The following is a 15,792-nucleotide window of genomic DNA, read 5'->3' on the forward strand; positions in this document are numbered from 1 at the left end:
TTACGGCACGCGTTGCGCGCCTAATCCGACCTACGGGGCTGGGAGACACCTAACTCCCAGCTCAGCGGTGATACTCCGGACTCAATTCAACAACAGCTTCAATAAACGCCTTGGCATGCTCGGGATCAACATCCGGTGTAATTCCGTGGCCAAGATTAAAAATATGCCCGGTGCCGGTGCCATAGCGGCGCAAGATATCAGCCACTTCCTGGCGAATTCGCCCAGGCGGTGCGTACAGCATGGCCGGATCCATATTGCCCTGAAGGGCTACCCGGTCGCCAATTCGTGCACGCGCGTTGCCGATGTCTGTGGTCCAGTCCAGACCAACTGCGTCTGCGCCTGAATCGGCAATCGACTCCAGCCACTGGCCGCCATTCTTGGTAAACAGAATGACCGGTACACGGCGACCCTCGCTCTGGTGAATCAGACCGTCGACAATTTTCTTCATGTAATGCAGCGAGAACTCTTCATAGGCCCAGCTGCTGAGCACACCACCCCAGGTATCAAAAATCTGGACTGCCTGGGCGCCAGCCTTGATCTGACCATTCAGGTAGTCGATAACCGCATCCGCCAGGTGGTCCAGCAAACGGTGCATCACCTCTGGCTGGCCGTACATCAGCTTCTTGGCTTCCCGGAAATCCTTGGAAGAGCCACCTTCGATCATGTAAGTCGCGAGAGTCCAGGGGCTGCCGGAGAAACCAATCAGAGGTACGCTACCGTTTAGGGCACCGCGAATGGTCGAAACCGCGTTCATGACGTAGTCCAGATCCACCTCAGCATTAATTTTCGGCAGTGCCGCAACGTCAGCCTCGGAACGAATCGTGTTCCGGAATTTGGGACCTTCCCCAGCTTCAAAGTACAGGCCCAGCCCCAGCGCATCCGGAATAGTCAAGATGTCCGAGAACAAGATGGCCGCATCCAGGGGGTAACGCTCCAGAGGCTGCAGGGTGACCTCGCAGGCCAGCGGGGTATTCTTGCACAAGCTGAGAAAATCTCCGGCCTTCGCCCGTGTCGCGCGGTATTCAGGCAGATATCGCCCTGCCTGTCGCATCATCCATACAGGAGTGCGGTCAACGGGCTGGCGCATGAGGGCCCGAAGGAAACGGTCATTTTTCAGCTCGGTCATAGGGAATCCAGTATTGTCTGTACAAAAGGGTCAAATCAGATGGGGAGCAATGATACCCCGATTGCGGCAATAAAAAAGGGCGGCTTTCCCTTAGGAAGCCGCCCTTCTGATCAGGATCAAACCTGCACTTAGATATCCAGGTAATCCATGATACCTTCGGCAGCCTGGCGGCCTTCCCAAATAGCGGTTACGACCAGATCCGAACCACGGACCATGTCACCACCAGCAAAGATTTTTGGGTTGCTGGTCTGGAAGGCAAACTCGGCTTCCTCAGGCGCAGTCACACGACCTGAATCGTCGGTGCTCACCTTCAGTTCATCGAACCACTCGGCAGGACTGGGACGGAATCCGAAAGCCACCAGAACCGCGTCAGCCGGAATAACCTCCTCACTGCCCGGCACCACTTCCGGACGGCGGCGGCCATTTTCATCAGGCTCGCCCAATCGGGTCTGTATCACTTTGACACCTTCAACCCGGTCTTCACCGAGAATGGCAATTGGCTGCCGATTAAAGAGGAACTTCACGCCCTCTTCCTTGGCATTGGCCACTTCCTTGCGAGAGCCCGGCATATTTGCCTCGTCCCGACGATAGGCACAGGTGACGCTTTCGGCCTGCTGACGGATGGAGGTTCGATTGCAGTCCATCGCGGTGTCACCACCACCGAGAACAACGACACGCTTGCCTTTCATGTCGATGAAGTCTGCCTCATCTTGCTCAAAGCCCAGGCGCCGATTGACATTGGACACCAGGAACGGCAGCGCGTCATATACTCCCGGCAGGTCCTCACCCGGGAAACCACCCTTCATGTAGGTGTAGGTGCCCATGCCCATGAAGACGGCATCGTATTCGTCAAGGATGGCCTGCAACTGGACATCTTTTCCAACCTCGGTCGACAGGCGGAATTCCACGCCCATTTCCTCGAACACCTTGCGGCGACGGGTCATGACCGACTTCTCCAGCTTGAACTCGGGGATACCGAAGGTCAGCAGGCCGCCAATTTCAGGATAGATATCGAACACAACCGGCTTTACGCCGTTGCGGACCAGGACATCGGCGCACCCAAGACCGGCAGGGCCCGCACCAATAACTGCAACCTTCTTGTCTGTCCACTTGACCGCGGACATATCCGGCTTCCAGCCGAGCGCAAAGGCGGTATCCGTGATGTATTTTTCGACCGAGCCGATGGTAACCGCGCCATAGCCATCATTCAGGGTACAGGCGCCTTCACACAGGCGGTCCTGGGGGCATACACGGCCACAGACCTCGGGCAGCGAGTTGGTCTGGTGACACAACTCCACCGCCCGCATGATATTGCCCTCGGATACCAGTTTGAGCCAGTTCGGGATATAGTTGTGAACCGGACACTTCCACTCGCAATACGGGTTACCACACTCCAGGCAACGGTGGGACTGGGAGGCGGCATGGTCCGCCGTGAACGGGTGATAAATCTCGCCAAACTCTTTCTTCCGCTTCCTGGCCGGTACCTTCTTCGGGTCAATCCGTCCAACTTCGACAAACTGGAAGTCGTTACTCAGTCGCTCTTTCATTTTGATGCTCTCATCAACTCGATTTCGACAGGGGTGGCAGTCAGGCCGCACACCCCGAACCCTGTATGACCCGTCGCCCTATTCCGGACGCGCCCGGGTGCTGGCCAGCAGACTGCGGAGGTTGGCAGCCTTGGGTTTCACCAACCAGAAACGGCCAATGTAGTCGTCGAAATTCTCTAGAATGTGCTCAGCCCACTCACTGCCGGTTTCCGAGATGTGCTCCCGGACAACGCCACGCAGATGATTACGGTATGATTCCATGTCTTCGCTGGAAATCCGCTGAATCTCCACCAACTCATGGTTGTACTTGTCCACGAAGGTGTTGTGGATATCCAGGACGTAGGCAAAGCCACCGGTCATGCCGGCACCGAAGTTGTGCCCTGTAGAACCAAGAACGGTGACCAGACCGCCTGTCATGTACTCACAACAGTGATCCCCGGTACCTTCAACAACAGCATGAGCGCCGGAGTTACGAACCGCGAAACGCTCACCCGCCGTTCCCGCCGCAAACAGTTTGCCGCCAGTAGCGCCATACAGGCAGGTGTTTCCAACAATCGAGGTTTCCTGGGTCTTGAAGGTGCTGCCACGGGGAGGCTTCACAACCAGCTTACCGCCGGTCATACCCTTTCCGACATAGTCGTTGGCATCGCCCTCGAGGATCAGGTTGAGGCCTCCTACGTTCCAGACACCAAAGCTCTGACCGGCGGTACCGGTAAGATCGAGTGTGATCGGCGCATCGACCATACCCTGATTACCATGCAGCTCGGCAATTTCACCGGACAGACGGGCACCGATGGACCGATCGCAGTTGGTTACCCGGTAGGACCAGGCACCGCCGCTCTTTTCCTTGATCGCCGCAGCGGTATCCTTAACCATCTGCTCCGCCAGCGTACCTTTGTCGAACGGATGATTCCGCTCCACCTGGCAGGTCTGTGGCTTGTCCGCCGGAATATGATCATTAGACAAGAGACGAGTAAGATCCAACTTCTTCTGGCGCTCGGTGTCACCCGGCAGCCGCTCCAGCAGATCGACACGTCCGACCAGCTCTTCGAGAGTGCGCACGCCAAGCTTCGCCATCCACTCACGGGTTTCCTCGGCAACGAAACGGAAGAAATTCATCGCCATTTCCACCGTGCCTTTGAAATGCTCTTCGCGGAGGTAGTCATTCTGGGTCGCAACACCAGTTGCACAGTTGTTCAGGTGACAGATGCGCAGATATTTGCAGCCCAGTGCCACCATGGGTGTGGTACCAAAGCCAAAACTCTCGGCGCCAAGGATTGCACCTTTTACAACATCCAGGCCGGTCTTGATGCCGCCATCGGTCTGCAGGCGGATCTTGCCCCGTAGATCGTTGGCCCGAAGGGCCTGCTGGGTCTCGGTCAGGCCCAACTCCCACGGAGAGCCCGCATAGCGGATCGACGTCAGCGGGCTTGCCGCAGTGCCGCCGTCATAGCCGGAAACCGTGATCAGATCTGCATATGCCTTGGCAACACCGGCCGCAATGGTGCCGACACCTGGCTCGGATACCAGCTTCACCGACACCAAAGCCTGAGGATTGACCTGCTTTAGGTCAAAGATCAACTGAGCCAGATCCTCAATGGAGTAGATATCGTGATGCGGTGGCGGCGAAATCAGCGTGACGCCGGGCACCGAGTAGCGCAGGCGCGCGATCAGGTCGTTGACCTTGCCACCCGGCAGCTGGCCGCCCTCACCGGGCTTGGCGCCTTGGGCCACCTTGATCTGCATGACATCGGCGCTGCGCAGGTATTCCGCCGTTACACCGAAACGACCGGAAGCCACCTGCTTTATCTTGGAGCGCTTTTCGGTGCCGTACCGGGCAGGATCTTCGCCACCCTCGCCAGAGTTGGAGCGGCCGCCCAGAGTGTTCATGGCCACAGCGAGAGCTTCGTGAGCCTCCGGAGACAGCGCCCCGAGGGACATGGCCGCGGAGTCAAAGCGCGGGAAGATATTCTCGACCGGCTCCACCTCGGAAATATCGATCTGCTTGATATCTTTGCGGAAGCCCAGCAGGTCACGCAGGGTTGCCACCGGGCGTTCGTTGACCAATCCGGCGTATTCCTTGTAATGGCCGTAATCGCCGCTGGTTACCGCTTCCTGGAGCTTTCCTACCACATCCGGGTTGAAAGCATGGTACTCCTGACCATGGATGTATTTCAGCAGGCCACCCTGGGAAATCGGTTTGCGGGGCTTCCAGGCAACGGCGGCCAGTTGCTCCTGATCCTGCTGGAAATCATAGAAACCAGCGCCCTGGATACGACTGGGCACACCAAGGAAACACAGATCAACAACATCATCCGCGAGACCGATCGCTTCGAACAATTGGGCGCCACGGTAAGATGTGATGGTGGAGATACCCATCTTGGACAGGATCTTCAACAGCCCTTTGTTGATGCCCTTACGATAGTTGTTCTTCGCATCAATCGGATCCATTAGCAATTCGCCGGTGCGGATCAGATCGTTGAGAACCTGATAGGCAAGGTACGGATAGACCGCCGTGGCGCCAAAGCCGAAGAGCACGGCGAAGTGATGAGGGTCCCGGGCCCAGCCGGTTTCCACTATGATGTTGGAATCACAGCGCAAACCCTGTTTGACCAGATGATGGTGAACCGCACCGGTCGCCATCATGGCATTGACCGGCAACTCACCTTCCTTCAAATCCTTGTCGGTCAGAATCAGCAGAACCTTTCCATCACGAACTGCCTGCTCGGCTTGGTCGCACACCTGACGGACAGCCTGCTCAAGGCCCTGCTCCGGGCGGTAGCTCATGGAGATGCGGGCGACTTCAAAGCCAGGCCGATCATTATTGGCAATCTTGAGGAATTTCGCCGGCGACAGGACCGGGGTGGTCAGAATGATCCGATCTGCGTGGTCTGCGGTTTCCTCGAATACATTTCGCTCGGCTCCGAGGCAGGTCTCCAGTGACATAACGATCGCCTCTCGCAGAGGGTCAATCGCCGGGTTGGTGACCTGGGCAAACTTCTGGCGGAAGTAGTCCGCCACGTGGCGGACTCGGCTGGACAGAACCGCCATCGGAGTGTCGTCACCCATGGAGCCGACCGCCTCCTGGCCATTCTCGGCCAGCGGACGCAGAATCTGATCACGCTCCTCAAAGGACACCATGAACATTTTCTGATGCACCAGCAGTTCATCAGCATCCATCAGCCTGAAGTCAGGTGTGTCCTGGTTCAGAGTGGTTTCAACCCGCAGTGCATTCTCACGAAGCCAGCGCTTGTAGGGTTGCGCGGTCTTGAGGCGCTGATCGATGTCCCGGGTATGCAGGACCTCACCGGACTCAGTGTCTATGGCAAGCATCTGGCCCGGGCCGACACGACCCTTGGCAACCACATCATCAGGCTGATAGCCGTAGGTACCGATCTCGGAAGCCAGAGTGATGAAGTCGTCCTTGGTGATCACCCAGCGTGCAGGGCGCAGACCGTTGCGGTCCAACATACAGACGGCGTAGCGACCATCGGACATAACCAGGCCAGCGGGACCATCCCAGGGCTCCATGTGCATGGAGTTGTATTCGTAGAACGCCCGAAGCTCTGAATCCATGCTGTCCACATTCTGCCAGGCCGGCGGAATCATCATCCGGACGGCTCGGAACAGGTCCACACCACCGGCGAGCAGCACTTCCAGCATGTTGTCCATGCTGGAAGAGTCAGAACCGGTAAGGTTAACCAGCGGCTGAAGGGTCTGCAGGTCCGGAAGCTCCGGGGAACTGAACTTGGCGGCGCGGGCTATGGCCCAGTTACGGTTACCATCGATGGTATTGATCTCACCATTATGGGCCAGGTACCGGAACGGCTGGGCCAACGGCCAACGGGGCATGGTGTTGGTGGAAAAACGCTGGTGGAAAACACAGATCGCCGTTTCCAGATCAGGGTCGCCCAGATCCTTGTAGAAATTGGCAAGATCCGCCGGCATCATCAGGCCCTTATAGGCCAGAGTCCGGTGGGAGAGGCTGCAGATATAGAACTCCGGATCATCCGCCATATCGCCTTCGGCGTGGCGGCGACCAACAAACAGGCTGATCGCAAACTCACGCTCCTCCTTGCCGGCCGGAACGACGAACACCTGTTCGATCCGGGGCAGGCAATCAAGAGCCATGGGCCCGAGGCAGCTGTCATCCACCGGCACTTCACGCCAGCCGAGAACCTCCAGCCCCTGGTCCGTCAGCCGCTTTTCAAGAGCTTCTCGACCAGCGGCGGCCCTGGCCTCATCCGGGTTCAGGAACACCTGGCCCACGGCAAAGAGGTCGCCTGGCTCCTTGCCAAAAGCTTCCTTGGCGGCTTTCTTCAAGAAGCCGTCCGGGCTCTGGATCAGCAGACCACAACCATCGCCGGTCTTTCCGTCTGCAGCGATACCACCGCGGTGGGTCATGCAGGTCAGAGACTCGATGGCAGTTTGCAACAACTTGTGGCTGGCCTCGCCCTTCATGTGGGCGATCAGACCGAACCCGCAGTTGTCCCTGAATTCGTCGGGATGATACAAACCTGTCATCATAAGCGTTCTCTCACGTAGAAATGCTTTCCAATCAAAGGGTTAATTGGCACTAGGCCACACAACCGCCCTTTGACGCTGAAAATGGGGGCTGGCTATTTTACACACGTAGAAATACGTACTCAAATCTGAGTTGAATTATTGTGGGAAGCCAAAAACGGAATTACCAGTCGACAGGTTATGGAACAATGAGTTAGCGCCGGACAAGATCCTACTGCAAACTGTCGATAGATCGAACCCATGGCGACCGGGAGACCAGTTCCTGGGGTAAATCTGATACCGCCTCATTCGCCGCCTCTCGGGTGGGGAACTCACCATAGAATACCATAAACCAGGGCTGCCCCTGTCTTTCGCCAAGCGTGTAAACAATCTCACCAAGCTGAGAGTGGCGCTCTACGATGCTAAGTGCCGTTTGTTCCAGGTTGCCGGCCACAAGCTGAATCGTCCATCCTTCGCGGGTCCTCACCTGCTCAAGCGGTACAAAATACTCAGGATTTTCAGGTGTGAATGCTGGCTCAGCGTTGGCCAGAGCCTCAGCCAGAGTCTCAGCCAGAGTCTCAGCCTCTGGCTCTGGCTCTGGCTCTGGCTCTGGCTCTGGCTCTGGCTCTGGCTCTGGCTCCATTACAACCTCTGTCAACGGGGGCTCAGGTTCTGAAAGTGGCTCCGCCAACGGTCGATCCACATTCCCGGTTTCTGGGCCAATGGTGACGCTCTTGCGAACCGGCTCAGGCGCCTTCACTGACTCCTCAGCAATCGACTCATCGTACTGGCGGGAAACAAACCACCACGAGCCTGCGAGAAGCAACAGGGCGAACGCCGGCCAGCCGACCTGTTTCCAGGGCAGCTTCTGGGAACGCGTCGAAGGAGAAGTAGCTACCATATCCAGCCAGACCCCCGGCGTTACCCGCTTGAGCCTTGCAAAGCTGCCCTGGCTCAGCGCGTGAATTTTCGCCACCCGTGCGGGACTGAGCAGCTCACTGGCCTTACCCCCCGCCGCATGAACTCTCGGCTCAAGATAGGCAAGCACTTCGTCTTGTGTCAGCGGGCGCAGGTGAATCTGGTGTACGGAGGTCGAAGCGTCATCCAGAGCTAACATTTCCACCAGAGTATCGCTTCCCGAGAAAACTGGAACCGCTGAAGACCCGCGTTCCGACGCCAGATAGGCCGCAAGAACGAGCCTGAGCAACTCCTCTGGCGCCCGGTCGGCATCGTCAATCAACAACACCATTCGCTGGCCTTTGCGGACCCGGGATTCCGACCATTTGAAAAAGCGGTAGACCAGTTGCTGGGGGCTCCCATCTGAACCCATTCCGGACCGGGCAACCGTTTTCAGGTCCCTGGCAAGGGCCTGCGTACTGGTCAACGCTGACGCGGGGATCCTGTGAAAGTCGAGACGGGACGATTCGCTCCGCACCAGCTCCGCCAGAATTCGGCTCTTGCCGGATCCTGTCGCACCGGTGAGCAAAAGCGCCATGTCTCCGAACCCACAGAGATGGCGTAATGTCTCCAGCGCATGATGACGCATGGCATCCGGAAAAAATGGCGTCTCCATGTCCAGCGGATTGGCGCGAAGGCCATAGCGTTGCTGCAGCCTGGGAAACAGGCCGCCGCCATCAAGACTGCTCAAGCTTTCTTCGATCATGGATCTTCCCTGTCTGGCATTCCTTGATCACAAGCCACCCAAAATCATTGAAGCCAATGGCCTGATCTCACATCGGCCTGCAAAAGCGGGCCAAGGTTAATGCCAGATTTTCCGGGCTTGCCTCCGAGGTTACGACAGCATCACCAACGGAGCGGAGCAAAACAAGCCGGAGCTCGCCGTCGACATTTTTTTTATCGACCGCCATCAGATTCGTGAAATCATCCGCGGTCATCCCGGCCGGCGGCTTGCCGGACAACCCCGCCCTCAGAATGAGGCGGGATATCCGGTCGCAATCGGCCCGGGAAATCATACCTTCGAGAACCGAAAGCTCTGCCGCCATAACCATGCCGGTCCCAACCGCTTCGCCATGGAGCCAGTTGCCATAGCCGGCAAAGGTCTCTATGGCATGACCAAAGGTGTGACCAAGGTTCAGTATCGCCCTCAGGCCACCTTCACGCTCGTCCAGGGCAACAACTTCCGCCTTGCAGGCACAGGACCGATAAATTGCTTCTGCAAGCGCATCGGGATCTAGGGCAACGAGCGCATCCACCCTGTTTTCAAGCCAGGCAAGAAAATCCAGATCCCGGATGAGCCCATACTTGATCACCTCAGCCAGGCCGGCCGACACTTCACGTGGAGGCAGGGTCTGAAGGCTTCCGGTATCAATCAACACCGCCTGCGGTTGGTGGAAAGCACCGATCATGTTCTTGCCCAAGGGGTGATTGATTCCGGTTTTACCACCGACAGAAGAGTCCACTTGTGACAAAAGCGTGGTCGGTATCTGGATAAACGGAACCCCCCGTTGATAGCAGGCCGCAGCGAAGCCTGCCATGTCACCGACCACACCTCCTCCTAGCGCGACAAGGGTCGTTTTCCGGGTATGCCGGCGCTCAAGAAGGCCGTCGAAGATCCGGTTAAGGGTTTGCCAGTCTTTGAATTTCTCACCATCAGGAAGCACAACCGTATCGATTCGCTTCCCGGGAAAGCAGCCCTTCGCTCTCTCAAGATACAGCGGTGCAACGGTTTCGTTGGTCACAAGCATGACTTGGGAGCCGCCGACAAAACGCGACAGGTCGAAGGTACCGAGCAGATTCTGGCCGATAAAAATAGGGTAGCTGCGATCCCCCAGTTCGACCGAGAGCTCACGAATCAGGTTAGACATGATTACGACCTTCCTTCCGGATCTGCCTTTTGTGACGGGGAGTTCTGGGATTAAGCCGGTTAACCAGCTGGCGAACCACAAGCCTTGGACTTTTGCGATCTGTGTACATGATGATGTCGGCCAGGCGTGAATACAGCGGATCCCGGATCGAGAAAAGGTTTCTCAGGACGGCTTCCGGGTCATCGTTCTGCAGCAATGGCCGGTTACGGTCTTTCCGCGTTCGCTCAACCTGCTGCTCAATCGACGTTTTCAGGTAAATCACCATCGCGTCCCTTTTTAGCAGGGGGTGATTCTCGGGCCGCATCACCGCACCACCCCCGGTGGCAAGAACGGTATTGTCCTCATTCGCCAATTCGTCAAGCATCGCAGTTTCCCGCTGGCGGAATCCATCCTCACCTTCGACATCAAAAATCCACGGTATGTTGGCCCCGCAACGCTGTTCAATGATGCGATCCGAGTCGAGAAAACGATAGCCCAGCTCCTTGGCGAGCATCCGACCAATCGTGCTTTTCCCGGCCCCCATGGGGCCAATGAGGACAACGCGTTTTGGCAAAGACATAACTTCCGCTCAGTTTCGTTCAGGCGGGTGAGAATATCACAGGGCCGGGGCTTGCATAAGTTCCGCACCTAACCTGTGGGAAATTCGGGCACAAAAAAAGCCGCCGGTTCGACGCGGCGGCTTTTTTCGGGGCCTCTGTTACCGGACAAGATCGCTCTTGATGATCTTGGGCGTTATAAAAATCAACAGTTCACTGCGCTCATCAATTTTCTCGGTACGCTTGAAGAGACGACCCAGGTAGGGAATATCCCCAAGGAACGGGGTCTTAGTGGTCTGGGTTGCGACCTCGGACTGGAAGATACCGCCCAGCACCACCGTCTCGCCATTGCCAACCAGAACCTGGGTGGTTACCTGGTTGGTATTGATCGAAGGGATACCGGCAGTAACTTCGCCACGGGAGTCCTGGTTAACCACCAGATCCATAATGATCTTATCATCCGGGGTGATTTGCGGAGTCACTTCCAGGGATAGCACCGCTTCCTTGAAAGATACCGATGTCGCACCGCTGGAAGACGCTTCCTGATAAGGAATTTCCTCACCGGATTTGATGGAAGCTGTCTGGCGGTCGGCAGTCACAACGCGCGGCTGAGAAACCACTTCGGCCTGACCGTCACTCTCCAGAGCCGACAGCTCCAAGTCAACCAGGAAGTCATCGCTGCCCCAGCCAATGGCGAAGGATGACGCCCCTTCGCCGGTTACGCCCAGATCCACAGCGAGGGCACCGGGGAACGTAATGGTGTTATTGCTCCCACCGGCAGCCTGGCGAGCTTCCTCAACCGCGCTCTGAGAACCACCGATGGCGAATACGTTGTCGCCACTGACGTCGTAGGCCGCACCACCCCAGCGAATACCAAGGTTTTCCGCCACATTGGTCTGGGCCCGGACAATTCGTGCCTCGATGGACACCTGGCGCACCGGCACATCCCATGTGGACACGAGCCGACGAATTTCCTCAAGTTTTTCCGCGGTTTCACGAACACTGATGGTATTGGTACGAACGTCCGAGGAGATAAATCCGCGGTCTGAAATCAGCTCCTCATCTTCCTTGATCAGAGCAACAATGTCTGCGGCCTTGGCGTAGTTGACCTGAACAATATCAAGCCGTACCGGCGCCAGCTCCGCAATCTGCTTATTGGTTTCCAACTCCAGCTTTTCACGGGCAGCAATCTCATCTGCTGGAGCGACCAGCAACACGTTACCGATCTGCCGTTTGTCGAGACCCTTGGTCTTGAGAATCAGATCCAAAGCCTGGTCCCAGGGAACATTCTGCAAACGCAGGGTAATGCTGCCACCTACCGTGTCACTGGCAACCAGATTCAGGCCAGTGAAGTCCGCAATCAGCTGAAGCACTGAACGAACCTCGATATCCTGGAAGTTCAGGGAGAGCTTCTCACCGGTGTACGGGAACTTCTCTTCACGGCGCGACTCTGCCTCTTGTTCAGTAAGCTTTTCCACACTGACCGTGAACTGACTGCCGGACTGGTAGGCAATGTAATCGTAACTCCCTTCCGGGCTGATCTCGACCACGGCATTACCACCCTCGACAAAGGTATCGATGCGGGTAACCGGCGTTGCAAAATCAGTAACGTCCAGCCGGCGACGCAGGTTGGCAGGAACAGAAAGGCCATCCATCGTCAGCCGGATCTTGCCGGCCTGTTCCGACAGGTCAACGGATGTGCTGGCGCTGCCCAGATCGACGAGAACCCGGCCTTCGCCATCTTTGCCTCGACGGAAATCCACACCGGCAAGGGCATTGGCCGAAGAAGAGCTCGATGCTACCGAGCTACTCTGGGAGGACGAAGCAGGGGCGGTAGCCACGGCGCTCTGAGCCGCGCCACCAATGGTCATAACCAGCGAATCACCGCGGCGAACCGTGTCGTATGGAACCAGCTCAACGAGATTGAAAATCAGCCTCGTTCGATCCTTGGTCTCCACCACCGTCATACTCTGGGCGTTTCCAGACCCCAGAGGAATGCTGCGACTGTCCAGACCACTGGTCGTGTCCCGCAGGTCGACAGCGATGCGAGCAGGACGCTCAATGGTGTAACCGGTGGGTTCCGGCGGTGGCCCATCAAATTCCAGTGTCACTTCAAGCCGTTCGCCCGGTAGCGACGAAAACGACACGTCTTCCAGCGTGACCGCGTTGGCCAGGCCGGAGAACAACCCAAAAGCAATCACGCTGACGTATACATTGAGTTTTCTGAACATCGCTAGCCTCGACCCTAAACTTTTTTGTACGTGCATGTTTCTTTCAACTTTCATCCAGCCGCTCCTTAGCCTGCGCCTTCTTCGAGGGTCAGGGAGCGGGGACGCTCGACCCAGCCACCCCGGCCATTGGGAACGATTTCAATCAGTTCGATACGGGTTTCACTGATGCCGACGATACGGCCATAGTTCTGCCCCATATAGTTTCCGGCACGCACCCGGTGGATTCCGCCAGTGTCATCTTCGACAAGGGCGAACAGATTACCTGATGCGCCCTGAAGTGTACCGACCATCTGAAGGGACTTGAGATCAAAGTTCTCAAGTACCTCTCTCGGCCGATCCAAATCGGGCTCGACATCACTGACCGGCTTCTCATCCACCATGGTCAGCTGAACGTCGATCGGCGGCTCAAACGGTGCCCGTCTGTCTGCAGCCGAATAACTGAATGCTTCATAGGCCTTGAACTCCGGCAGAGGCTCCACGTATCCCCGTGGCTTTGCCCTCGTTTCGGCCATGAACTTGTCAAGGTCTGAAAACCCGCTGCCCTGGGAGCAGGCCGTCAGGAGAGAGACCAGGCACACACCCATCCAGGCTTTTACCGCATGCTTCGCTGCCATGCTCATTCTCCAGCCCGGTAGCGGTAAGTACGAGCCACAACCTGCATATCAAGCCGCTCTCCGTCTCCGCCAGTTGGTTTGATGGTCAAGTCGTGCAGTGTCACGATCCGAGGAAGACTTGCGACACTGCTGACAAAGGACGCCAGCTCATGATAGGAACCAGACACCCGGATATTGATCGGCAATTCGGAATAGAAATCCCTGCGCTGCTCCGGCTGAAGCGCCACTTCCTGGAGCGCCAGACCACTGCCCAGCGCAGTATTGGTGATGTCTTCCAGCAAGCCCGGCACTTCCGTCTCACTGGGCAACTGCCGCACCAGAGCCCCGAAGGTTTCTTCCATCTCCGCCATCTGGGCCTTGAAGACTTCAAGATTCGCCACTTGGTAGGCCTTCTCTTCGTATTTCTTCCGAAGTTCCAGCTCTGTTTTCTCGACGCGCTCAAGCTGGGCGTACTGATCCTTGATAAAGAACCAGTATCCGCCGCCGACGATGAGCCCGAAGATGATCAGCACCACAATGGCTTTGATCGGTGCCGGCCAGATACCCGCGTTATTCACGTCGAGATCATTGATATCAAATTCGTTAAGGCTTTTTAGTGAGTCCGCGAGGCTCATTACTTATCCTCCCCTTCGGGCTCAGGTGTTTTTTGTTGTACCGAGAGGTTGAACTGGCTGTAACCGGCCCGGCGACTATCAGCTGCAGAAACGTTGGACAGATTGGGACTCGTGAACCAGTCGGACTCTTCAAACTGACGCATCAGCGTCGAGACCCGGCTGTTGGACTCTGCCATACCTACGATATCGAGGCGGTCTCCGGCGCGCTTGAGATCGGTGTAGAAAAGCCCGTCAGGCAAGGTTCTGACCAACTCATCAAAAACGCGAACAATGACCGGGCGCTTACCCTGAAGGTCCTGAATGACCTGCATTCGCGCCAGCAGCTCATCTCTTTTGCGCTTGAGGTTCTCGATCTCCTTGATCTGCTGGTCCAGCTTCTTGGCCGCTGTTTCAATATAAGCGTTCCGCGATTGCTGGTAAGCGATCCGGCTGTCCATATCGGACTTCCAGAGGAATACCAGGCCACCGGCAATAATCGCCGCACCAAGGATCATCACTACGAATTGTTTCTGCTTTTCGGCACGAAGTTCTTCACGCCAGGGTCGGAGGTTAATCTTTGCCATCAGTCGAAGCTCCTCATTGCCAGGCCGCAGGCAATCATCAGAGAGGGAGCATCATTACTCAGCGCCGATGCATTAACCCGTGATCCCACTGCCATGTCGGCAAACGGGTTTGCCACCAGCGTCGGTGTTCCTGTTTTTTCTTCGACCATTTCCGTCAGCCCCTGGATAGAGGCAGTACCTCCGGCCAGAACCACGTAGTCGACAGCGTTGTACTGGCTGGCACCGAAGAAGAACTGAAGCGCGCGGGCAACCTGCTGCACCACAGCTTCACGGAAGGGCGTCAGAACCTCTGACTCATAGTCATCGGGCAACCCGCCCTGTTTCTTGGCAAGCCCTGCCTCTTCAAGAGACAACCCGTATCGCCGCTGGATTTCTTCAGTCAGCTGTTTGCCACCGAAAATCTGCTCGCGGGTATACACGGTCTTGCCGCCGGCAAGTACACTGAGCGTTGTCATGGTTGCACCAATGTCAACAATCGCGACCACAAGCTCTTCACCCTGTGAATCCAGCTGCGACTCGATCAGCGCGTAGGCCCGCTCCAGGGAGTAGGCTTCGACATCAACAACTTTGGTTGTCAGTGAGGCAATCTCGAGAGCGTCTTCCCGTATGTCGACGTTTTCCTTCCTGCATGCAGCCAGAAGCACATCAACCTGATCGGGATTGCTTTCGGAAGGGCCTTGGACTTCAAAGTCGATGGCCACCTCATCCAGCGGGTATGGTATGTACTGATCAGCCTCAAGGGCGATCTGATCTTCCATCTCAAATTCGTTGAGGCCACCATCCATCTGGATGACCTTGGTGATAACCGCCGAGCCGGAGACTGCGACCGCAACCTGCTTCACGCCGGTACGGGACTTGGAGGCAACGCGCTTCAGCACTTCGCCGACCGCCTCGACATCCGTGATATTTTTCTCAACCACAGCGTTCGCCGGTAACGGCTCCACTGCGTAGCTTTCGACCTTGTACCGGTCGCCCTGCTTCGACAGTTCCAGAAGTTTGACCGAGCTGGAGCTTATATCCACGCCCAGCACTGCACTGGATTTCTTTCCTAACAATCCGAACACGCGCTCACCCTATACCTGGTCAGATGCACCGGGTTACGTAACTTATGTGTTTTTTATTTAAGAGAATTTCTTCAGCATTCCGTCTACAATGCGTGTTCTTCGTTAAATTGAGAACCATTGCAGCGGTGAAGCGACCCTTCCTAAAGCAATTTCTCAAATGATAGACCTA

General features: G+C 56.6%; 11 protein-coding genes. All 11 read right to left on the reverse strand.

All coding sequences use genetic code 11. The features are described 5' to 3' along the window. Window positions 1–61 precede the first annotated feature (61 nt). On the reverse strand, window positions 62–1,126 hold the full coding sequence (gene hemE / locus ACN0XM_RS18120; protein ID WP_417568338.1) for a uroporphyrinogen decarboxylase: 1,065 nt from the start codon (window positions 1,124–1,126) through the stop codon (window positions 62–64). 128 nt (window positions 1,127–1,254) lie between these two features. Then, complete coding sequence (locus ACN0XM_RS18125) at window positions 1,255–2,673, reverse strand: FAD-dependent oxidoreductase (protein ID WP_417568339.1); 1,419 nt, start codon at window positions 2,671–2,673, stop codon at window positions 1,255–1,257. A gap of 78 nt (window positions 2,674–2,751) precedes the next feature. Beyond that, on the reverse strand, window positions 2,752–7,200 hold the full coding sequence (gene gltB, locus ACN0XM_RS18130) for a glutamate synthase large subunit (RefSeq protein WP_417568340.1): 4,449 nt from the start codon (window positions 7,198–7,200) through the stop codon (window positions 2,752–2,754). Between the two features lie 208 nt (window positions 7,201–7,408). Beyond that, window positions 7,409–8,839, reverse strand: coding sequence for an SPOR domain-containing protein (locus tag ACN0XM_RS18135; RefSeq protein WP_417568341.1), 1,431 nt, complete (start codon window positions 8,837–8,839; stop codon window positions 7,409–7,411). A 67-nt stretch (window positions 8,840–8,906) separates the two neighbouring features. Continuing rightward, window positions 8,907–10,001 carry a 3-dehydroquinate synthase gene (aroB, locus tag ACN0XM_RS18140; RefSeq protein ID WP_417568342.1) on the reverse strand — a complete coding sequence of 365 codons (1,095 nt, stop codon included), beginning with the start codon at window positions 9,999–10,001 and terminating at the stop codon, window positions 8,907–8,909. After that, complete coding sequence (gene aroK / locus ACN0XM_RS18145; protein WP_417568343.1) at window positions 9,994–10,560, reverse strand: shikimate kinase AroK; 567 nt, start codon at window positions 10,558–10,560, stop codon at window positions 9,994–9,996. The genes aroB and aroK overlap by 8 nt, the downstream gene beginning before the upstream one ends. Before the next feature lie 138 nt (window positions 10,561–10,698). Continuing rightward, window positions 10,699–12,768, reverse strand: coding sequence for a type IV pilus secretin PilQ (gene pilQ, locus ACN0XM_RS18150; protein WP_417568344.1), 2,070 nt, complete (start codon window positions 12,766–12,768; stop codon window positions 10,699–10,701). Window positions 12,769–12,833: 65 nt separating this feature from the next. Then, complete coding sequence (locus tag ACN0XM_RS18155) at window positions 12,834–13,382, reverse strand: pilus assembly protein PilP (RefSeq protein ID WP_417568345.1); 549 nt, start codon at window positions 13,380–13,382, stop codon at window positions 12,834–12,836. A gap of 2 nt (window positions 13,383–13,384) precedes the next feature. Further along, window positions 13,385–13,996 (reverse strand): type 4a pilus biogenesis protein PilO, encoded by a 612-nt coding sequence (locus ACN0XM_RS18160; protein WP_417568346.1) that lies wholly within the window; start codon window positions 13,994–13,996, stop codon window positions 13,385–13,387. Beyond that, on the reverse strand, window positions 13,996–14,559 hold the full coding sequence (locus ACN0XM_RS18165) for a PilN domain-containing protein (RefSeq protein ID WP_417568347.1): 564 nt from the start codon (window positions 14,557–14,559) through the stop codon (window positions 13,996–13,998). The genes ACN0XM_RS18160 and ACN0XM_RS18165 overlap by 1 nt, the downstream gene beginning before the upstream one ends. Continuing rightward, complete coding sequence (locus ACN0XM_RS18170) at window positions 14,559–15,623, reverse strand: pilus assembly protein PilM (RefSeq protein ID WP_417568348.1); 1,065 nt, start codon at window positions 15,621–15,623, stop codon at window positions 14,559–14,561. The genes ACN0XM_RS18165 and ACN0XM_RS18170 overlap by 1 nt, the downstream gene beginning before the upstream one ends. Between the last annotated feature and the right edge of the window lie 169 nt (window positions 15,624–15,792).

The organism is Marinobacter sp. (assembly GCF_048269445.1).
GTDB lineage: Bacteria > Pseudomonadota > Gammaproteobacteria > Pseudomonadales > Oleiphilaceae > Marinobacter.